The organism is Bacillus sp. CH140a_4T (assembly GCF_008923725.1).
Lineage (GTDB): Bacteria > Bacillota > Bacilli > Bacillales > Bacillaceae_G > Bacillus_A.
Genome location: NZ_WBPF01000016.1, coordinates 487,600 through 506,824, shown reverse-complemented (window position 1 = coordinate 506,824; position 19,225 = coordinate 487,600). Strand labels below are relative to the sequence as shown.

Annotated in this window: 21 protein-coding genes, 1 tRNA gene and 1 pseudogene; 9 read left to right on the top strand and 14 right to left on the bottom strand. The window is 37.3% G+C overall.

Annotation, left to right across the window (positions count from 1 at the left end):
• Positions 1-80: 80 nt before the first annotated feature.
• Both F8162_RS18130 and F8162_RS18125 read left to right on the top strand, forming a co-directional pair.
• Positions 81-215 (top strand): anti-repressor SinI family protein, encoded by a 135-nt coding sequence (locus F8162_RS18130; protein WP_000276217.1) that lies wholly within the window; start codon positions 81-83, stop codon positions 213-215.
• A 79-nt stretch (positions 216-294) separates the two neighbouring features.
• Positions 295-618, top strand: a complete 324-nt coding sequence (locus F8162_RS18125; protein ID WP_000578867.1) for a helix-turn-helix domain-containing protein — start codon at positions 295-297, stop codon at positions 616-618.
• Positions 619-692: 74 nt separating this feature from the next.
• Here the strand turns inward: F8162_RS18125 and calY are convergent, their stop codons facing one another.
• The 6 genes from calY to F8162_RS18095 form a co-directional block, all read right to left on the bottom strand.
• Positions 693-1,286: a biofilm matrix protein CalY gene (calY, locus tag F8162_RS18120; protein WP_151631218.1), complete on the bottom strand. Its 594-nt coding sequence runs from the start codon at positions 1,284-1,286 to the stop codon at positions 693-695.
• 404 nt (positions 1,287-1,690) lie between these two features.
• Positions 1,691-2,515 carry a DUF4047 domain-containing protein gene (locus F8162_RS18115; protein ID WP_151631219.1) on the bottom strand — a complete coding sequence of 275 codons (825 nt, stop codon included), beginning with the start codon at positions 2,513-2,515 and terminating at the stop codon, positions 1,691-1,693.
• 162 nt (positions 2,516-2,677) lie between these two features.
• The gene (locus F8162_RS18110) at positions 2,678-3,265 is read right to left on the bottom strand and encodes a CalY family protein (RefSeq protein WP_151631220.1); all 588 of its coding nucleotides are present in this window, start codon (positions 3,263-3,265) and stop codon (positions 2,678-2,680) included.
• A gap of 62 nt (positions 3,266-3,327) precedes the next feature.
• A complete protein-coding gene (sipW, locus tag F8162_RS18105; RefSeq protein WP_151631221.1) occupies positions 3,328-3,897 on the bottom strand; it encodes a signal peptidase I SipW in 570 nt (189 codons plus the stop codon).
• 193 nt (positions 3,898-4,090) lie between these two features.
• A complete protein-coding gene (locus F8162_RS18100) occupies positions 4,091-5,377 on the bottom strand; it encodes a D-alanyl-D-alanine carboxypeptidase family protein (RefSeq protein ID WP_151631222.1) in 1,287 nt (428 codons plus the stop codon).
• Positions 5,378-5,532: 155 nt separating this feature from the next.
• Positions 5,533-5,760, bottom strand: coding sequence for a hypothetical protein (locus F8162_RS18095; protein WP_151631223.1), 228 nt, complete (start codon positions 5,758-5,760; stop codon positions 5,533-5,535).
• 406 nt (positions 5,761-6,166) lie between these two features.
• On the opposite strand from F8162_RS18095, the pseudogene F8162_RS18090 reads away from it, so the two are divergent.
• The 4 genes and pseudogenes from F8162_RS18090 to F8162_RS18075 all read left to right on the top strand — a co-directional run.
• Positions 6,167-6,388: pseudogene (locus F8162_RS18090) on the top strand (hypothetical protein); the annotation flags it as partial.
• Between the two features lie 428 nt (positions 6,389-6,816).
• Positions 6,817-7,737 carry a tyrosine-type recombinase/integrase gene (locus F8162_RS18085; RefSeq protein ID WP_061681411.1) on the top strand — a complete coding sequence of 307 codons (921 nt, stop codon included), beginning with the start codon at positions 6,817-6,819 and terminating at the stop codon, positions 7,735-7,737.
• Positions 7,738-7,891: 154 nt separating this feature from the next.
• Positions 7,892-8,674, top strand: coding sequence for a helix-turn-helix domain-containing protein (locus tag F8162_RS18080; RefSeq protein ID WP_151631225.1), 783 nt, complete (start codon positions 7,892-7,894; stop codon positions 8,672-8,674).
• A gap of 157 nt (positions 8,675-8,831) precedes the next feature.
• Positions 8,832-9,278, top strand: a complete 447-nt coding sequence (locus tag F8162_RS18075; protein ID WP_151631226.1) for a hypothetical protein — start codon at positions 8,832-8,834, stop codon at positions 9,276-9,278.
• Between the two features lie 970 nt (positions 9,279-10,248).
• Here F8162_RS18075 and F8162_RS18065 read toward each other — a convergent pair.
• From F8162_RS18065 to F8162_RS18025, 8 genes are all read right to left on the bottom strand, one after another.
• The gene (locus F8162_RS18065; RefSeq protein ID WP_151631227.1) at positions 10,249-10,764 is read right to left on the bottom strand and encodes a hypothetical protein; all 516 of its coding nucleotides are present in this window, start codon (positions 10,762-10,764) and stop codon (positions 10,249-10,251) included.
• Between the two features lies 1 nt (position 10,765).
• The gene (locus tag F8162_RS18060) at positions 10,766-10,966 is read right to left on the bottom strand and encodes a hypothetical protein (protein ID WP_000182715.1); all 201 of its coding nucleotides are present in this window, start codon (positions 10,964-10,966) and stop codon (positions 10,766-10,768) included.
• A gap of 12 nt (positions 10,967-10,978) precedes the next feature.
• Positions 10,979-11,467 (bottom strand): hypothetical protein, encoded by a 489-nt coding sequence (locus F8162_RS18055; protein ID WP_151631228.1) that lies wholly within the window; start codon positions 11,465-11,467, stop codon positions 10,979-10,981.
• A gap of 64 nt (positions 11,468-11,531) precedes the next feature.
• The gene (locus F8162_RS18050; RefSeq protein ID WP_151631229.1) at positions 11,532-12,428 is read right to left on the bottom strand and encodes a hypothetical protein; all 897 of its coding nucleotides are present in this window, start codon (positions 12,426-12,428) and stop codon (positions 11,532-11,534) included.
• 212 nt (positions 12,429-12,640) lie between these two features.
• Positions 12,641-12,883 carry a hypothetical protein gene (locus F8162_RS18045; protein ID WP_151631230.1) on the bottom strand — a complete coding sequence of 81 codons (243 nt, stop codon included), beginning with the start codon at positions 12,881-12,883 and terminating at the stop codon, positions 12,641-12,643.
• Positions 12,884-13,289: 406 nt separating this feature from the next.
• Positions 13,290-13,778 (bottom strand): hypothetical protein, encoded by a 489-nt coding sequence (locus F8162_RS18040; protein WP_151631231.1) that lies wholly within the window; start codon positions 13,776-13,778, stop codon positions 13,290-13,292.
• Between the two features lie 277 nt (positions 13,779-14,055).
• On the bottom strand, positions 14,056-14,904 hold the full coding sequence (locus F8162_RS18030) for a hypothetical protein (protein WP_151631233.1): 849 nt from the start codon (positions 14,902-14,904) through the stop codon (positions 14,056-14,058).
• A complete protein-coding gene (locus tag F8162_RS18025; RefSeq protein WP_151631234.1) occupies positions 14,905-15,105 on the bottom strand; it encodes a helix-turn-helix domain-containing protein in 201 nt (66 codons plus the stop codon).
• 2,134 nt (positions 15,106-17,239) lie between these two features.
• On the opposite strand from F8162_RS18025, the gene F8162_RS18020 reads away from it, so the two are divergent.
• The 3 genes from F8162_RS18020 to F8162_RS18010 all read left to right on the top strand — a co-directional run bounded on the left by F8162_RS18020 (position 17,240) and on the right by F8162_RS18010 (position 18,773).
• The gene (locus tag F8162_RS18020; protein WP_225990161.1) at positions 17,240-17,533 is read left to right on the top strand and encodes a hypothetical protein; all 294 of its coding nucleotides are present in this window, start codon (positions 17,240-17,242) and stop codon (positions 17,531-17,533) included.
• A gap of 132 nt (positions 17,534-17,665) precedes the next feature.
• A tRNA-Val gene (locus tag F8162_RS18015) sits at positions 17,666-17,738 on the top strand.
• A 117-nt stretch (positions 17,739-17,855) separates the two neighbouring features.
• Positions 17,856-18,773 (top strand): tyrosine-type recombinase/integrase, encoded by a 918-nt coding sequence (locus F8162_RS18010; protein WP_225990160.1) that lies wholly within the window; start codon positions 17,856-17,858, stop codon positions 18,771-18,773.
• The last annotated feature ends 452 nt before the right edge of the window (positions 18,774-19,225 follow it).

Genomic DNA, 19,225 nt, shown 5'->3' with positions numbered 1-19,225 from the left:
TATATAAAACACAAAATGCGATTGCATTATCATATATTCTGTAGCAGCAGTTATGACCGATAATTAGGGAGGAATTACATTTGTACAAAGATAAGACTGACGCACTGGACCAAGAATGGATTGATTTAATACTTGAAGCTCTAGATGCTGGTATCGCCCTGCAAGATATCGAACATTTTTTCCAACGTATGAAGCCATCCAGTCAGGCTCAATAGGCTTGTTCTTTTTAACGAAGTTTATGTTATAATAATGACATCATAAGACGACTACATATTGATAGAAAGGTGCGCAAATATGATTGGAGAACGTATAAAACGCCTTCGCTTACAAAAAGGTATTTCATTAACTGAACTTGCCGAAAAAGCTGGTGTTGCTAAATCTTACATTAGTTCTATAGAACGAAATTTACAAAAAAACCCTTCCATTCAGTTTCTTGAAAAAATTGCAGCAGTTCTACAAATTCCAGTTGATACTCTACTTCATGATGAAACAGCAAAGGAAAATCACTTAGACTCCGAATGGACACAACTCGTTAAAGATGCAATGAGCTCAGGTGTCTCCAAAGAACAATTTCGTGAATTTCTTGAATTTACAAAATGGAAGCACGATCAAAAATAATAAATAGAAAGAAGTGCTTACAACCAGCACTTCTTTTTTCTTTATAAAAAAAGCGGGGAATCCCCGCTTTTTAATTATTTTTCTTCGCCAGCTTCTTGGTTAGCATTGAATGTCCATTCTAAATCCAATGAATCACCTTGGAAGATATTTTGTTCTTTCCCATTATCTACAAATTCAAATTGTACCCACAGATAATCCTCTGTGCCTGCTTCTAATCCACCCTTTTCTCCCCACTCAGGAGCAAAGATGTCTTTAGCTAAAAGATCTGGATCAGCATTTTGTAAATCTGCTAAAGTTGTTTCATATACAGGCTCACTTTGTTTATCCCAGTTCCAAAGGAATTTCACTTTAACGTGCTTACCAAAGTCTTCACCAGCATTATCGCCTTTTGCATCTTTCACAGTATACTTTGTTGCTAGTTTAACGTCTTTAATTGTTAATGTACCGCTATTCTTTAATAAGAACTCTTTCTTAATAGAATCCCCTGGTTTTAAATCTTTAATATCTACAAGCGTTTTAGGGTCTAATGTAAGATCTAACGTCCCAGCTGCAAATGTATTGTTAGATACTTCTTTATCGCTAAAGTAAGCGAATGTTCCTCCACCAATTAAAGATAACCCCAATGCTGCTGATGCAACTCCCATACCTAATTTCTTTTTCAGACTCACAATCAATTCCCCCTAGCTGTTTTTTATATTTTTATTGCCATCTCTTATTTAAAATAAGAGATGTAACTAAAACTATATTAGCTTAGCTAATATTTGTTCTTTTTTAAAAACCTTATGTTCATTATAACGAACATGACTATATAAATACAACAACTTTTTATTAGTATTTTCAGTTATTTTCATTTCTCAATATTATTCTGAAATTTCTAAAAATATTAATTAATATTTAAATTAATTATTCTCCTTCACTATCATACTGCCAACTAATTTTCTCCTACCTTCTAGATTTTTACGTGTATTGTTAAAATAAAGAGGATACGCCGAATAGGTGAGGCGCAATGCTCTCTCTCACCTATTCGGCTTTATAACCGCTATTCGCTCTATATGTTGCTTTATTTTACTTGCTATTCTTGTTTCTTACTCTCTTCTTGCTTTTTTGATTCCTCTTGCTTCTTCTCTTCTAGTTTTTTCACTTCCTCTTGTTTCTTCTTCTCTTCTAATTTTTTCGCTTCTTCTTGTTTCTTACTCTCCTCTAATTTTTTTGCTTCTTCTTGTTTCTTATTCTCTTCTAGTTTTTTTGTTTCTTCTTGTTTCTTACTCTCTTCTAGTTTTTTTGTTTCTTCTTGTTTCTTACTCTCTTCTAATTTTTTCGCTTCTTCTCGTTTCTTACTCTCTTCTAGTTTTGCTGTTTCATCTACTAGTAACTTCTCAAAATCTTGAATTTGTTTATCAATCACTTGTAAATTAACTTCTTTATCAACATACTCACAGTTTTCTTTCACTATATGGAAGCCAGCATTCACATACGAGAATACTTGCTTATTCGATTCACTTTCATTTCCTTTTAGCTCTTCTTTCACTTGATTAAAAGGACCTTCTATTGATACATATACTTTTTGTAACAATTCTCTCTCAGCAACTATTTTCTCCCGCCCTTGCTTCCACGTAACAAGCGTCTGTTCTAACTCTTGAGTGGAAGTAACAGTTACTTTTGATTTCATCCCTTCATACTCATGCAAAATAACTTCCTTATGTTTCTTAGCTTGTTCTGTTAATTGATCAACTGTTTTTGGAAAAATACTTGCTGTAGAAATGGTAGCCGTTACTTTCGTTTCATGAACGAAAGCTGCTTCTGTATAAGTCATCATTTGAGAGCCTAAATAAAAAGTAATAGAACACAAACATGGCAATATAAGCATCTTTTTGAAATTGCGAGGTGGCTTCAGCATTTTAATCTCTCCTATCGAACAACTTGTTCTTTATCAAGAATCATAACTTTATTATAATAAAGTGAATTATAAAATGATATAAGAAATTATCTTTCTTTTTACATTTCCCTTTTAACAGAAAAGGAGACTATCATTTTTGATAGTCTCTTTTTATTGTCATTATTATTTTGCTTCAGCGTCGCCTTGTTGTGCGTCAAACGTCCAAGTTAATTGTAGCTTATCACCCTGGAATTCATTTTGATCTTTTTTATTATCAACAAACTCAAATTTCACTTTGAATTTATCAGATTTACCTGCAGATATACCTTTTTCATCCCAGAACCAAGCAGCTAGATCATTATCTACTGCTGTAAGTGTATCACCCTTCAATTTATCTAATGTAGTTTGTTTCACAATCGTCTCATGCTTATCTACATTTTTTAAGAATGTTACTTTAATATGTTTACCAAAATCATCTTTATTATCTTTCTTCGTATCTTCTACACTATATTCTGTTTTTAATAGAACTTTTTTAATATCTAATGTACCTTTATTTTCTAATTTAAATTCTTTTTCAACTGTATCACCAGGTTTTAAATTCGATACATTAACAACTGTTGATGGATTTAATGCTAAATCAAGCGTACCGGCCGCAAATGTATTGTTTGATACTTCTTTATCACTAAAGAATGCAAATGTTCCTCCGCCAACTAATGCCGCTCCCAATACAGCTGATGCGATACCCATCCCTAATTTTTTCTTTAAAGTCATGTCCATATCCCCTTGATTTATATATTTGTCAACTTCCGAAACGGAAAGTATAACCAAATGAACTAGACGGATTGTTCTACTTTTTTCTCTTTCTTTTCTCCGTCTATGCTACGAATCGCACTAAAAATAGTAATAGCGGAATATCCTAGTAAAAAGACTCCTGGAATAATAAGAAGTAAAGCAGCTCCAGCTTTTGAATTCGCATAATTTAATGCATACCCTGCATAAGGAACTGTAATATCCGCATATTTTCCAATTACATTCTCCGCAAGTACTGGTTCTAAATCAGCACCGTTGTTGTTATCCCCTTTTGTTTCATACATTACTTTTCCATTTGTATCTTTCACACCGATAATACGGTGAGTGATAATTTTTTCATCTTTCTCTTTAAAAGTAATAACATCACCTTTTTGATATTTAGAACCATCTTTCGTCGGCTCTATCGCAATGATTGATCCTGTTAAAAATGTTGGTTCCATCGATCCTGATAACACTGATTTAAATTGATATCCCATCACTGTCGGATCCCCACCGCTCGCTTTTGAAGAAATAACTACAAAAGCTAAACAAACCATCAATGCAAATAAAACAAATGAGATAACGTTGCTAATCACCTTCCAAATTAATTTCATCGTTTCTCTCCCTCTCCGTTGTTTTATATTATTTGAAGTATGCAATATTCATTTTTGTTCTTTAACAAGAACACAACTAAATAATATAACGAACATAGCGGAAATGCAATAAGAAAATTTACAATTATTAGTTATTTTAAATATATAAAAAAAGACTGTGAAAAAGTCTCTTCACAATCTTTTAACTAGTAATTTATTTTTCTTCTGATTTCATCCCTGTTGTATTTCGGCGTAGCACTACAAATAAAATGGCTCCAAATAGTACAGCCGCACCTATCCCAATGCTTATTATTTTCACATTTGATTCGTTTACTGCAGGCGTAGCCGAATCTTTTTTAGGCATCGCAAAAGTAACATCTTCTTTTGAAAGAACATTTACCGTCGCAATTGTTTGATTATTTTTCGTAATATCAACCGCCCCAACTACCTCACCACGATGAATTCCTTTATGATATAAAGAATCTTTATCTAATGAAGCTGCTCGGAAAGTCGTCCTTACGTTTTTCCCTTCATCTTTCTTAAGCATAAGTTCTGCACTTTGCTCAAGTTCGCTATCAATATCTTTATTTAAATACGTCGTCTTTTGATGCCAACTATGTTTATCTAGTACCGTTTGCTTCACAAATTGACCGAAAGAATAGTCCGCCATCTGCTTCAAATCTTCATAAATTTCAGGTCTTTGAGAAGCCATCACTACATTTATAATACGATTTCCATCCTTCTCATTTAATAAAACAAGTGTATTGCGCGCTTCATTTGTAAAACCCGTCTTACCACCAATGCTATATGGATTTTCAAAATAAGTAGACTTGTTAAAAATAGACACCGTCTGTCTAGATGTCGTAACTGTCGTTCTTTTCGTATTCATTGCTTGTAAAATCTCAGGATATTTTTGCGCACCTCTCGTAATCATAGCCATATCAAATGGCGTAGTATAATGATTCGGATCATGCAATCCATTTGGCGTGACAAAGTGACTATTTGTCGCACCTAATTGCTTCGCTCTCTCATTCATCATATGAGCGAAATTCTCAGCACTTCCGCCAATACGCTCCGCAATCGCATACGATACATCATTCGCACTCAGCACCATTAAAATCATAAGCGCAGTATTTCTATTAATCGTCTCACCAGGTTGAAACTCAATTTGATAATTACTCTTCTCTTGATCTAATGCTAATTGCGAAAACGTAAATTGATCCTCTGGCTTTGTATGCTCCATAAGTAAAATTGCTGTTAACACTTTCGTCATACTAGCCGGAAATGCACGATGATGTGCGTTTTTGTCATACAAAACATCTCCCGTTTTCGCATCAATCGTAGTTGCAAACTGACTAAAAACATTTGGCCCTTCCTTAGGTGGTGGTGCCACTTGTTCTGGATTCACTCCAATATTCGTCTCAGCACGTAACGTCATAGGTGTCAAAAAAAATAAACAAATAACGGTAATAAAAGCCAAAATTTTCTTAAAATTTACCATATGACTCTCCCTTTTCACTATACTCTCACAGCTTAAAAACTGAATCTACCAATCTATATGTAATTTGTATTAAATTGGAAGAACATTCACTGTTTTTTACTATATCATACTTTTACGATAAAGAACATGAATATACAATAAAAAATAAGAAGGAATTATTCTTTCTTATCCTTCTCATCAATCAATGAATCTATTAAATTTTGACTAGCTTCCTCGGGTGTAATCTCATCTGTCATCCCCATAAACGACCAACCTTTAGAATCGACCCACTCAATAAACTCTTGTAAAAACTCATCATGTGTAACATCCACATCAAGAATCGAGCCATTAATCGAAATCGTTCTATTTTTAGATACACGCATCTTGAACGTTTTCCTTACCATTACAATAATTCTCCCTCTACTTCTGAATATTTATAAAGTGAAACTTTAATCAGCCTTCACCAATCGGGCTTTTACGGGCAGCCCGCCCCCACCTAACTTCTTTGCTTTCGCTGAATTTTGAGGTAGGGATCTTACTGCCCGCAAATAGCGGGATAAAATAATCTTGTATCTCTGTTATACATGATTTTAAGTAAATTGTAAAAAGGATATATTGGCCAATTTGCATATTGAAACTGAAAATCTATCACCCTGCAAAAATAGCAAACGATATATAACTGATCATAAATGACTAAATAAATCCACATAAAAAACAAAACAACTTACATTTTATCACACCAAATACAAATGACTTCAGCACAATAAAATGGAATATACTAGAAGAAACCTTAACATGAGGAGGAACTCTATGGCGCGTTGTACATATTGTAAAACGAAGTGGACAATAAAAGATGTATGGTCGATACTCGTGACATTTGAAAAAGATTGTCCGTATTGTTTCGGAAGGCAGTATCTATCAAAGAAAACATTGAACGCTATGCCAGAACTTATTAGCTTACCTTTACACTTCTTATTCCCTTTTCTTGTTGATTTAAGTGATGAAGGTCCTTTAGATTGGTATCAAAAAAATAATATAACCACTTTATTCGAACCGACTTTTCATTACATTCTCTACTTATGTATTCCTTAATACACGACTAGCGCCATTCCAACTACTTTCTCTTCAAATTTAATATAAAACATTGTAAAATTTCAGTTAATTTCATATAATTACTTTAGCATAAAGATTAAAGATGCTGGTACATACGCATTTTTGAAGATCCCGTAGCTCAGCAGGGAGAGCGCCACCTTGACAGTTTTGTCACCGTAGGCTCTTAACCTGTCAAGTCTGCTATCTCAATGGTATCAATACTTGAGAGGCTATTCCCAAAAGCTGAAACTGTGGGAGTTCTATATAAACTCACAACTCGTAAAGAGGACTACTTAAAGTTAACCTATGAAGGTTAGCTAGGTAGTCCTCTTTTTTGTGTGCAACTACACAGGAAAGGACGTGTAGGAATGCTGTTACGTTTTGCTATGAAGGAGTTTCAAGAAGAGAAAGAATACAACAACCTATCTCATAGGACAATTGAGGTCTACATGGCTACATTAAATGAATTCCGGAACTTTTGCTCGGAGCTGGAAATAGTTGACTTAAGGGACATTCGAGAGGTAACTGTAAAGTCCTACCTCAGGTACTGCAAGAAGACGAGAGGGAATGGTGTAGTCACTTGCAACTCAAAGTTACATCACTTGAGGATATTCTTTAACTACTGGCAAAACGAGGAGGTAATAGAACACAAGGACAACCCTGTAAGAAAGCTCAAACCCGCTAAGGAGGATACTAAGATAGAAGTCTTCACAGATTATCACATCCAGCAAATGCTTAGATACTACCGTAGGTTAAAAACTAGAGATAAATCATTCTTTGGTTACAGAGATCACGCTATCATTGTACTGCTGCTGAGTACAGGAATCCGTCTAGGCGAGCTCGTGAACATACAGTGGAAGGATATTGACTTAGTAAATCAATCAGTTGTCCTCTTTGGTAAAGCGAGGAAACAACAGAGTATACCTATCACAGATAAGCTAACAAAGGAGATATGTGAATGGAGAATCTTTGTAGAGAAGGAGCTAGGGAGTTTACCTCAGTATCTGTTCACCTCGAGGGAAGGAAAACAACTTACACCTAATGCAGTAAAGTTAATCTTCCAAAGGTTATCTAAGGTGATGAACTTCAAAGACGTACGTTTAAGCTGTCATACTTTCCGACATAGCTTTGCTCATAGGTGTATCATGCAAGGAATGGACGTATTTACTTTGCAGAAGCTCCTCAGGCACTCAAACCTTAGAATGACCGAAAGGTATTTATCTCTTTGGGGAACAGCTCTACGAGAGCAAAATGAGAAGTTTAATCCACTTAATTCACTTGAGATTTAAGACAAATAAAAAGAGAATCCTGCTCTAGTTTGGCGGCCAGACAGGACTCTCTCTCGGAAGAAAACTCGAAGGAGCTTTCTTGTTTGCTATTGTATCATGCTTATTGGTACTAGCTCAAGGGGTGTTCCTTCTATAAAGATGGAGGACTATATTAATGAGGGAACTCAGAAAATACATATCATTTGATTCAATTAATGAGATGGACAAAACTATTGATCTTACCCTAAAAGAATACGACTTAAAGGACAGCGAACGAGTGATACTTCTAAAGCTATCAAACTACTCTTGTAAATTCGTTGGAGTTAGCTACCTCAAGAATAACACGCTAGCTGATCTAACAGGATACTCTAAGCGTACTATTCAGCGTGCCCTCAAACGTTTCAGCGAGCTAGGAATCATTACTCGTATTGAACAATTTAAACCTGTTAAGGGTGGCTACTCAGCATTCATCTGTGTAATTAATCCTTTTGAACGTCACCATGAGCTGGCATCTTGCAAGGAAGTTACCGAGCCTACTCCTGAGCAACTTGATGAGCCATCTCACGAGAACGAAGCCATTACAACTAAAACTAAAAGCTCTAAAGAATTAAAGATACGTAATAGCGCACCTGTTGAACTGGATGATTTAGATTCATCTTATTTGGTTAACTCATGTGTACCTATGGAATTTATCAATGCAGTATCCCCCTTCTTTGGTACAGCTAAGGAGATATATGCTATTTGGGGTAAAGTTAAATTGGCTGCAAGCAAGTATGCACCTGACTTAGTTGATACAACTGAGGTGGCTATCTCAGCGTTCAAACAATCTGTATTTGCTCTAAAGATGAACAAGATTAGAAAAGACTTCAAAGGTTATTTATTTGGCGTTCTCTCAAAAATGATGTCTGTTGAGCAAAGAAAACTGAAGAACAAACTTTTCAATTTCCTACAAAATTAAACTGAGGAGGTTTGTTAACTCCACAGGTTCAAACACATCTGTCTTGTCGAAAAGTAAAAGTTAAATAAAGAAAGAATTTATACATATATCTTGTGTCTTATTTTGAAACGTAGCAGAATGGTAAGTAAGAAGACGATAAACGAGGAGGAAACTAATTATGACAAACACTAAAGTATTATTCACAGAGGAAGAAATCCATCTAGCTCAGTATGTACAAATCATTAAGGCCCTAAAGATTACCGAGGCGGAGTTACCTGCAGAGATTACACTTAACCGCTCACCTAATCAGCCACCTGTGGGGACACCTATTGATGAAGCCATTGGATCAGTTGAGCAGAAGCTACTTAAGGAGTTACCAACTTTCATAGAAAGCATTCCTGATGATGTCCTACAAGAAGCTCTTATCCGTCTCCTAGAGGTATATGACTCTAATAGTGAAGCTATCACTAAGCTAGACCTACTAGAGGAAGTAGCCGAGGAGGAGGCTCATAATATTATCAAAGAGGTGTCGGTCTCTGGGGATGAACTAGCTCAAGCTTGGGATGATTTAATTAACGAGGTAGAGGGCTATGTAGAGGACGTTCTCAATGGTGTTACTAGATAGCTGATGCTAGGAGGCGGCTATATTCTATTATGAGTGTAGCCTCTTCTGTCGTCCTCTAGGGGTGTACGTATTGTGTAACACCTTCTCATCTTCATCGACCAAGGGTGTGCACATTATGCATAACCTTTCCTGACCGCTATATTGTATCGGTGAGGTGATAACTTCTTCTTTGACCTGCACTAAACATTGTTTCGACCAGCTTTCCTCTTGAGCTAAGCTCAACTTTGAGCCGAGTCCTTATAGGTTCGACTGTAAGAGTTAAATTAATTAACTCCATACGAGATGGATTATTAAAGGAACTACCTCTCAGAAAACAAAAAAACCTCCGTAGTTGTATTCTCCTCGATGTTTAACAACTGAGTACGAACCTCTTTAGCTACTTCCGAGTCACGTAGTAACATCCCTACTCTGAGGATTGCTCTCTTTGTGAATATATTAGCACCAACTTTTCCTATGCCTAGTTCTTTCATTGATTCTAGGTTAAGAGTTAATTAATTTAACTCTATACGAGATGGATTATTAAATGATCCATCTTAAAGGACCCGCCTCTCAGTAAAACAAAAATACCGAGAAGGCATATTCCCAGCAGTTAACCCTACCTATGTTCACCTAAGTAAAGTTAATCACCTTGGAATTGCTCTCTCGGTATCTTATTTCCTATATATAGTTACAGGCTCATGAGTGTGAGCATCATAACGATGCCTCCAAAGATTATCAGCATAGTAGCACCTATGAGCTTGTAGTAGTAATAGTCCGGTCTCACAAGATAATTACATCCTTTCTAGTTCCACTCCTATTAGTCTTCCATCTATAGTGTATCTGAATTGCTTATTATAACACTTGGTAATATCCTGTATCAGCCACTCCTCAGGGTTAGCGGTCTCAGTAGTAAACTCCGAGAGATACTCTCTACCTGAGTGTGTCCATCTCACATAACAACGGTACTTCATAAGCATTCCCCCTAGTGTTATTATTGCTTATCGTTCATACCATCAAAGAGTACTGATACGTCAAACTCTGACTTGTTCTCTACGTTACCCTTACTTAGTCGATACCTACGAGATAGTCCCAGCTCTTGGGCCATACGAACAGCTTCCTGGTCAAAGTTCATCTTACTAGAGCTACGATTCATAGCATACTCCATTCCTACAGAGTCAATCCGTCTCGTCTTAATCATTGCTACGAGGTAGCGGTCTAGCATATCCTCATCCATTTTGCTCAGAGAATATTCCTCTTTGTAGTGGCTCATAAAGTCATCATAGTAGGCTTGTTCCTCCTCTGTCCAACTATTGCGGAAGTTCTTTGAGTAGATGCCATGAATGTAATAATGTCCACTACCATCAGGCTTTTTAAGGTTAGCTAGAGAACGTTCCTTTGCTTCCTCTGAGGAATAAGTCCTCTTTTGTCCCTTCTGGGGAAGATTCGCTAACGCTCTAGCCTTTGCCTCCGGAGAGGAGTATCTATGCTTCTCACCTTTTTTAGTCATATTACTTCTCCTCCTTGTCTACTGAGAATAATTCTACAGATACGCTCGTTAGGTAGATTGTCTTCTTGTCATTTACCGAGATAGGAAACACTGAGGAAGACTCCTGCTCAATCCACTGAATGAAATCTGTTAGTTTACCGTCCTCTAGTTTTACTTCAAGTACACCACCTGAGTGGGTAACTATCTTTACCTTGTTAGTCATATGTTTTCCTCCTTACACTCGTAGTGATCGCTTATACTGTTGGTACATTTCTAGGTCATCCTCGTTAGTGTCCAACTCGCTAAATAAAGTAGCTCCTTTCAATTGAGGGAATGCTACTAGGGAGACCTCTCTTAGTCTCGTAGGGTTACCGCTAGAGTCTGTATAGAACGAGATAGACACCTTTTTAGCAAGTCCTTTTCGCACTCGTTCCTTAATGGAATCCTCTATAATACGTAACTTTCCGTAGAGCTTATCACCTATTACAGATACACTCTCTAGGAATCCTACAGTGTCTCTAGCTGACTCTGAGTGATCTAATTGAATAGGAATCTCATCCTCTTTGTTGAACGAGCTAGCCAAAGCATGAAGGTCTTTAATTGTATAGTTACGTCCTCTGTGTTTGCCTGTATAGAACAACTCAGCATCTTTCACTAGATCGTTTCCTTCCTCTGAGAAGGAGTCCACTAGCTCACCTGTATGATTAAACTTTACTAGTTCCATGTTTATCACCTCTGATAGAAATAAAAAAAGGAGATAACCAATTGGCTACCTCCCTATAGGATTATTAAACTGATAACACGTTCTCGTATACGAATACTGCACCTGGATCGGTAATGTAAGCAGTAGTATAACGAGTAACACGACCAATAGTCGTTTTGTCCTCAGGTTGGTTATACGTCTCAGTAGTTAACGGTTCTGCATCAGCAATCTCACCTGCGATATTACGTTCCATTAGTAACGCTAGGTCGCTAGGGTAGTTCTCATCAACGATAACGGATAAGCCTAAGAAGTCACCAATATAACCCTCTAAGAAAGCTACGTCCTCGTTGTCCTTCTTAAGTGAATCACGGACAGATTTACTAGAGAGAAGGATAGCTTCTACATCGATACCGATTACTAGCGTGTTTAACTTGTAGCCTTTCGACTTAGCTTTCTTTTTAGCATTTACGATGTCAGCGATCATATTGTCTGCTCCTGTAGGTGGTACAGGTTGTCCCTCTGTAGGTGCTGTGATAGGAGCATCCCAGTAGTTGCTTGATTTAACAACTCGGTTGCCTTCTCCTGCTGTAGCTGCTGCGTGAATCTTATCGTAAACTAGGTTATTCACCATAGCTACAACTGAGTTGGATAACTTACGGAATGCTCGTTCGAACTGGCCGTGAGTACCCCACTTTTGCATCTCATATGAGAACGTAAACTCTAGGCCGTACTTACGAATCATCTCTAAGCGAGCTTCCTCACTAAGTCCAATACGTTTGAATCCTGAGCCTTCTCCTACTTCAGGTACATCCTCATAAGAGCCGTATCCCTCAGCATCCTTGAAGAACTTAACAGCTAATGAGTCGGCAGAGACTTTCATTAGTAAAGCATCAGCTACAAAGCGTTTCTCTGCTAGCTCTCGTACTCGCATAGGCATTACTTTTTTCAATAAGGGGTGTTGACCTAAGATTAAATCTGACATGTATGTTCCTCCTGTGTGGCTACTATGTATGAGCCAATTAGTTTTTTATGGTAATAGTGTAGTAAGTGCTACTTAGTAGCTGAACTATTACAAAGGAAACAAAGTAGAATATAACCCTCAGGAGATTATATAAGTTTGTTCCCTTTGTAGTAGCTACGAGACAGTAACCTCCGGTAGTTTTATACCTTCAGCAGCTATCCGTCTCATTAGTGCTACTTAATTGTTGCTAACTCGTCATGGATACAACCCATGATGAATTGCATATGCTCACAAGCTCCTACACTAAAGTCGAACTTGTTAGCTAACCAATTTTGGAATGTACATCTGCTAAAGCCAATCTTGTTAGCGAATGCCGTATTAGAACAACCTGTGAGTTGTTTATACTTCTTGTAGCGGTCTCTTGTAGCTTCATTCAAGCAAATCTTAATTTCCTTTTCTTCGTAAGATAGTCTCATATACTATCAGCTCCTAATCAGTTAATCTATATAGGTACTAAGTTGTACCGATTAGTTATTTAAAAAGGACTCCCTGCTCGTGAGAACAAGGAGTAAGTCCTGATTAGATGTCCCCTTAAACATCACCTCAGGGGGTTATATAAATGGCAGAGGTTTAACCCTCTATGTTGCTAGTAAGTCAAGAGATAGTTAGCCCTCAGGAGGCATACACCTTACTAGCAACATACAAGATTAAGGTTGTACCTAGTAAGTTTTCCGTTCTCACTAGGTACTGGGAGGGGGATGATACAATGTGTAAAACTATGGAGGAAACAATAAAGAAGCAACTCTTTTGTTTCCCTACATATATATAGTAACAGTTGTGTTAGTTGTATATACAAGTGTATACCAAAAAGAGAACTAACTCCTATTGAGCCAGCTCTCTCAGGTATCTACCTATTGTGATCATATCATCGTACCCCATTGTTTTGCTTCCTCTTAGCCAATCATTGAAGACTTTCACGTTAACTCCTGTCTTCTCAGGGATGAAACTAAATGGGTCTGCTGCTAATCCGATTGTTCCTATTATTCTCCATGCTAGCTCTCTAGTATACTCTTCATAATCAGGAGTGATTATTCTAAAGTCCTCATATACCTTATTAGACTGGCTCTCTTGCTTCTCCTGAGGTGGTTCAAACACTTTGAGTACTTCGGGAGATGTTACTTTGGGGTTAAGCGGTATAGATACACCTGCTTCCTCGCAAGCACTAGACCAGTTGCCAAAGAGTCTGCGACCAGCACTATACAGAGAACGATTAGTTTTCTGTATAGATCCACCTCCATAGTTAACTCCTTGAGATTCTAACTCCTGTATCTTCTCAAGAATTAATTCCTTACTCCATTTGATTCTGCTCATTAGCATTCCTCCTTAATAGTCCATCTGTAAGTCTGTACCGGTATAGGTGTAACCTGTGAGATTGCATCTTCTAGGCTTTCAAAATAGCATCTAATGGCGTTATACAAACGAGGACGGTCTCTGGAGAGTCCTGCCTCTGTGATAGGTTTTCCAAGGTATTTCATTTCGGCTAGTAATTCTAAAGTAAACTGTTTAGTGTAGATCATTTATTTTTCCTCCTCGGGGTATTTTTAAGGCTGGCTCTAGTGGTGAGCCTATGAAGACAATGTTTTAGGGGTTACTTCTTGAAGTTACTAATAGAAAGAGAAGCCAACTCGATAGCATCAGCTAGCTCCCTAATATTTGGAGTTTTAATCTTCTTACTTACTAGCTGAGGATTCAAGATGATTACTTTCTTCACCAAGTTAATCTCCATTAATAACCCTGCTTTGATTAACTTAGGAATAGCTTTCTTAGTAAAATCAGTTGAACAACCCACCGAGGGAGCAATATGTTTTCTAGACCATATAGCTAACTCTGAGTGTTTTACCTCATGAGGGTTGTCCACTAAAATGTGGAGTTCAAAATGAAAATGACTTAGTAGCTTGAAGAACAACCCTAACTCCGAGAAGGAAATCTTCTTGGCTACCTCTAGGAGTTTCGTCTTATAGACCTTTGTGAATAAATCGTTACCCTCGTAGTTTCCTATATTAAAGAATTGCTCTCCCAGTGAGATAACTGTGTTACGTCCTTGTTTAGTTCTAACAATGAGACTTAACTTTTCCAGCTCATCTAGGATGCTTATTGTTGCTCTAGTTGTCTTACCGAGTAAATCTGCTAGTTTGCTAACTGTTAGCTTCTCAGCTTTCTTGTTATCTCCTGACTCAATATAGAGGTCGCCATTTTCACCTAACTTGGCAAACCCTAACAGAAACATCATTACTCCTGAGTTCTCTAATGATAAGTGCTCATGTACCATCTCTATATCTTTCTTTACCATAGTGAATTGCGTGTTACCCTCGTAGTACTTCTCTTTAGGGTTACCTTTTCTAGCTGCCTTTTGAGCTGGGCTAGTAATATCAGCTCCTACCTCCATTGCTTCCTCTACGGTCATTCCTCTCAAATCTTCAATAGTTGCTAAACTCATTTACTTTCCCTCCTTAGCATCAATGTAGTTTTCGATTCTTCTCAATGTATCTAGGCTAAACTGCATCTTATTCGCTCTCCACTTAGATATGTTGTTATAATGGAGACCGACCTGTTTAGATAAAAATTGAAAAGTAACCCCGTTGCTATCTCGGTAAGCGTTGAATCTTTCTAGTGTGCGCTTGTTTGCTTCTCTATTCATTTGTTTTCCTCCTTAAGTAACATAAAAGTTTATGCTTGTATGGGTAAATAAAACAGGATGAACTCCTTGTACACTAATAAAGTAGATGATGCGTAGTGTATCTCTTTTGTTTCCCTACTATATAGTACCCTTCCCGCGCTATCTCTTTTGCTGCCTTACAAATATAGTAGTTACACCATTACCCACTTTGTTTCCCCTATACAGTAGTACCTCCAAAGGCTCATCCAATTTTGGTGTATGAAACTTCACCTATTTGCCAATTTTGGCGTATGAAACTTCACCTATCGAAAGTACCTTCAGCCTTACTCTACCAAGGGATACAGCCGTTTTCAGTGTCGGGTTTCTCTGTATCTGTGTACCAAATAAGCTACCTCTCCAAAGGCACAACAAAAAGGAGACAACCTATAATCGGCCGCCTCGTTAGACTTCCTTATAATATTAGTCATGTACAAAATGTACATATACCTAAGTATAGGAAAAACTATAGAGAAGAAACTAATAGGCTACCTCATAGTTATTAACTTCTCAAAACAAAAATAAAGGACTGAGAAGGATAACCTATAGAGAATAGCTTTAAGGATCTGCCTTCTCGGTAACGAGAAAGAAAAGCCTTTAAAGATTAAGCTCTATTGTCCCAGCTCTAGGAGTCCTTATTTTTAAAATCATTAAATATAATACCTATGAGGAAGCAACTCTTAGATTATTCTATCAGGGTTATTCTTTCTCGTTACCGAGATAGGATATACTTGATAGGTTATTCTCATTAGTATCCGTTCTCGTTATTAATTATTCAAATGACTACTAGAGCTGGGACTCTTAGTTATTCTCTATAGGCTGTCTCACTGGTATATCTTTTCTAGTGAGTAATTCTATAGAGGTTATTCTTTAGAGTCCTTTTTTTTCTTTTTCTAAAGGTTACTTCTAATTTGTTAACTATAAGTTTTACCTATCTAGTAAACTCTTTTTAGATATTGTAGTACTTGTGTTACCTTTTTAGCTAAATCTCACGTATTTCACTACTAGATATTAACACTTGAGGACGCTAAAAAGGTAACTTAGGAGTACAATACTACATGTTACTGCTCCGTCTCATCTCAATAGTTAACTTGTATGAGATAGGCTGCTAGGTGATACCGATTAGTGCTGGCTAAAAGTGGTGATCTACCGAGACGGCAATCTCTAAGTAACGATCCGTTACTTAGAGACGGAAATCTCATTAGAATACAATTAGAGGTTTCTGGGAGACCGACTGAGAGGTTTTATCTTCTATCGGTTACATTCTATCTACCTTCATAGAACGTCTTACGGATAAATCTGAGAGGTCAAACGAGATAGGCGGTCTCAATAGGAAAACTTTCGGGGAAAAAATTTCTAATATATTTCGTCTACGTTTGTTAACAACCGTCGTGTGCACACCCCCTACCTGTCATGATTCCCAGCCACCGAGGAGGGGATTCCCCCACGTAGGCGCACTCACACGCATACACGAGGCAGACAAAGGAGTTATCCTAATAGGTAAGTCGACTAGTGAACTCCTCAGAGGCTCTATATTAGCCTGTACAAGGAGATAGACTGCTAGTTAGCTATAAAGGTTACCTACCTCATTAGAAGCCTACAGGGCATTCTAGAGCGTCTACCTCAGTTAAGGCTGGCTCGTTGAGTAATGAACATCTTGTTAACATAATGTTTATTATAGAACGTAACTCTAGAGGTAGCCAAACGAGGTTTAGCCTTAGAGCCACAAGGAGTTATGTACCCCTTATAGGTATCCGTTGTATATTTATCTGCATAGGATTCATGCTATCTCGTTGCATACTTATTAGACAGGAATGCTTTACTAATAGGGTTTACATACTCGTTTATGCATGATTGTATGCACTGTGTAGAAGTACCTAATGAGGTAGCAGACTATAAGGAAAGCTACTGAGGTGAATGACCATTCATTCTAACAGGAAGATAGCTAAAAGGGATCGCATCGAGGTGGGGGTTGAATAGTTACCACCTCATCAGACCCCCCTGTAGGTTCACCTCTGTAGTATACTGTGCGCTTGTCTCCTTCCTAAAAATAAGATCTATAAAGTATTTACATAGAGTTATACCTCCGATAATGTAGTATCTATAGGGGGAATGCAGAGTGATTAAGAAACTATTTAGGAAACTTGCGGATGACTTTAAGAGTGACTGGGGAGCTATGAAGGAACACAAAGAGAGAATGGATCATTTACCTACAAAGGCCGTCCTCGTGTATAGCGGTAGTAGAGAGTTCGTCTTTACAGGTGCAGATATGGTGCTGTTCCTAGGGAGTGGCCGCAATAAGAAGATGTACCTAAAGAATCAACTAACAGGGAGAAACGTTAACTTTTACAAAGACAGTAGAGTATCTTACGAGATGGTAGAATTTATAAAAGCTACAAAAGAAATACTATGAGGTAGCAACTCAAAAAGTAACTGTGGGGGTCGCTCCTCATTGTTATTGACTTATAATTCAAACTACTATAGAATTTTACTCAACAAATACTATTTTAAGTAGTTCACAACGAGTCAGCCTACTTATATAGCCGATCCCGTAGCTCAGCAGGGAGAGCGCCACCTTGACAGGGTGGAGGTCGTGAGTTCGAACCTCTCCGGGGTCATACAGTTAGTTATATCAAGGGTTTGAGTACGTTTCTTAACAATTAAAAATGTTATGGTCATTACCAAACCGGTACGACTAAACGAAAACCACTTCGCAAAAAATGCGGGGTGGTTTTTTGTTGTTAAAATTTGCTGTCCTTGATTTTTTGGACGATAGAGAGTTTAAGAATGTTACACCGAAAACGCTACAAAGCTATCGGGATATTCTGAAACAGTTTGAAAATTTCTGTTTAGAACATGATGTTATCAATGTCGAGGATATTACTACAAGTATTATGAAGCGATATATCTTGCATTATCAAAAGAAAGGAAACAACGCAACCACTACAAACTCTAAGCTGCAACGTATTCGTGCTTTTCTTAATTATATGATTGAATGTGAAGTCATTAAGAATAATCCTGCTAAGAAAATACAGAAAGCACGAGAAGATGTACGTATTGATGTATTTACGGATTATCACATTAAACAAATGCTTAACTACTATAGAAGGATTAAACAGCGTGAAAAAACCTTTTACGCATATCGTGACTATTCCATTATCGTTGTTTTACTTGGTACAGGGTTGAGACAATCTGAACTATGTTCCCTAAAGTGGACTGATATTGACTTCAAATATCAAACTTTATCTGTATTTGGGAAAAGTCGTAAAAGAGAATCTATTCCTGTTGCCGATAAGGTAATTATGGAGTTAGCGACATACAAAACATTTTGCGAACAGATCTTTGTAGAAAAAGGACTTTCAGAATACGTTTTTTCAAACCGTACTAATAAACAATTAACTCCTAATGCGGTACAAAACGTCTTTAAACGTCTAGCCAAGATTATGAATTTTAAAGATGTACGTCTTTCCAGCCATACATTTAGACATACATTCTGTCAACGCTGTATCCAATCGGGAATGAGTACATTTGCGGTTCAAAGGTTAATGAGACATTCGTCCATAGTAGTAACAGAAAGATACGCAGCTATGTGGGGAAATGACTTAAAAGAACAAAACGACAAGTTTAATCCTTTAAATACGATAGATATATAAATAGGAAAAAAGCCACCTACGGCAATAGGTGACCAAAATTCAAATTCAAAACTAAATAACGGAAATTCCGTACATTCAGCACCTCCATTATAAATTTTTCAAAAATATAATGCAAGAGGTCTAGTTTCCTATTGTCTTTTTTAGCTAGTGTACAGAGATTTTCGAATGTGGGAATGACCTAACACCACATTAAACACTTGAACAGGTTAGCTAAGCCAATGTCATAAAATTAAGCGTCCTAACAGATAACGGTTCCTTGTTTACGTTGTTAAGAGTCTAGGTGAGAACGACCACTAACGGTTCGGCTGGTTGCTTGGTGTACTACGGTACAGGTAGCAACGAATAAGAAAGATCATATTAGGTTACGAGTAATTAAGGGTATGTCAGTAGTACAATTCCTTCCCTAAGTTTTTCAGCATGTTGGACAAGCATGACATGTTAAAAGTTCGTTG

Coding starts and splice junctions, on each gene's coding strand:
- F8162_RS18125 (WP_000578867.1), top strand. CDS start 295: ATGATTGGAGAACGTATAAAACGCCTTCGCTTACAAAAAGGTATTTCA.
- F8162_RS18115 (WP_151631219.1), bottom strand. CDS start 2,515: ATGCTGAAGCCACCTCGCAATTTCAAAAAGATGCTTATATTGCCATGT.
- F8162_RS18110 (WP_151631220.1), bottom strand. CDS start 3,265: ATGACTTTAAAGAAAAAATTAGGGATGGGTATCGCATCAGCTGTATTG.
- sipW (WP_151631221.1), bottom strand. CDS start 3,897: ATGAAATTAATTTGGAAGGTGATTAGCAACGTTATCTCATTTGTTTTA.
- F8162_RS18100 (WP_151631222.1), bottom strand. CDS start 5,377: ATGGTAAATTTTAAGAAAATTTTGGCTTTTATTACCGTTATTTGTTTA.
- F8162_RS18095 (WP_151631223.1), bottom strand. CDS start 5,760: ATGGTAAGGAAAACGTTCAAGATGCGTGTATCTAAAAATAGAACGATT.
- F8162_RS18085 (WP_061681411.1), top strand. CDS start 6,817: ATGCTGTTACGTTTTGCTATGAAGGAGTTTCAAGAAGAGAAAGAATAC.
- F8162_RS18080 (WP_151631225.1), top strand. CDS start 7,892: ATGAGGGAACTCAGAAAATACATATCATTTGATTCAATTAATGAGATG.
- F8162_RS18075 (WP_151631226.1), top strand. CDS start 8,832: ATGACAAACACTAAAGTATTATTCACAGAGGAAGAAATCCATCTAGCT.
- F8162_RS18065 (WP_151631227.1), bottom strand. CDS start 10,764: ATGACTAAAAAAGGTGAGAAGCATAGATACTCCTCTCCGGAGGCAAAG.
- F8162_RS18060 (WP_000182715.1), bottom strand. CDS start 10,966: ATGACTAACAAGGTAAAGATAGTTACCCACTCAGGTGGTGTACTTGAA.
- F8162_RS18055 (WP_151631228.1), bottom strand. CDS start 11,467: ATGGAACTAGTAAAGTTTAATCATACAGGTGAGCTAGTGGACTCCTTC.
- F8162_RS18050 (WP_151631229.1), bottom strand. CDS start 12,428: ATGTCAGATTTAATCTTAGGTCAACACCCCTTATTGAAAAAAGTAATG.
- F8162_RS18045 (WP_151631230.1), bottom strand. CDS start 12,883: ATGAGACTATCTTACGAAGAAAAGGAAATTAAGATTTGCTTGAATGAA.
- F8162_RS18040 (WP_151631231.1), bottom strand. CDS start 13,778: ATGAGCAGAATCAAATGGAGTAAGGAATTAATTCTTGAGAAGATACAG.
- F8162_RS18030 (WP_151631233.1), bottom strand. CDS start 14,904: ATGAGTTTAGCAACTATTGAAGATTTGAGAGGAATGACCGTAGAGGAA.
- F8162_RS18025 (WP_151631234.1), bottom strand. CDS start 15,105: ATGAATAGAGAAGCAAACAAGCGCACACTAGAAAGATTCAACGCTTAC.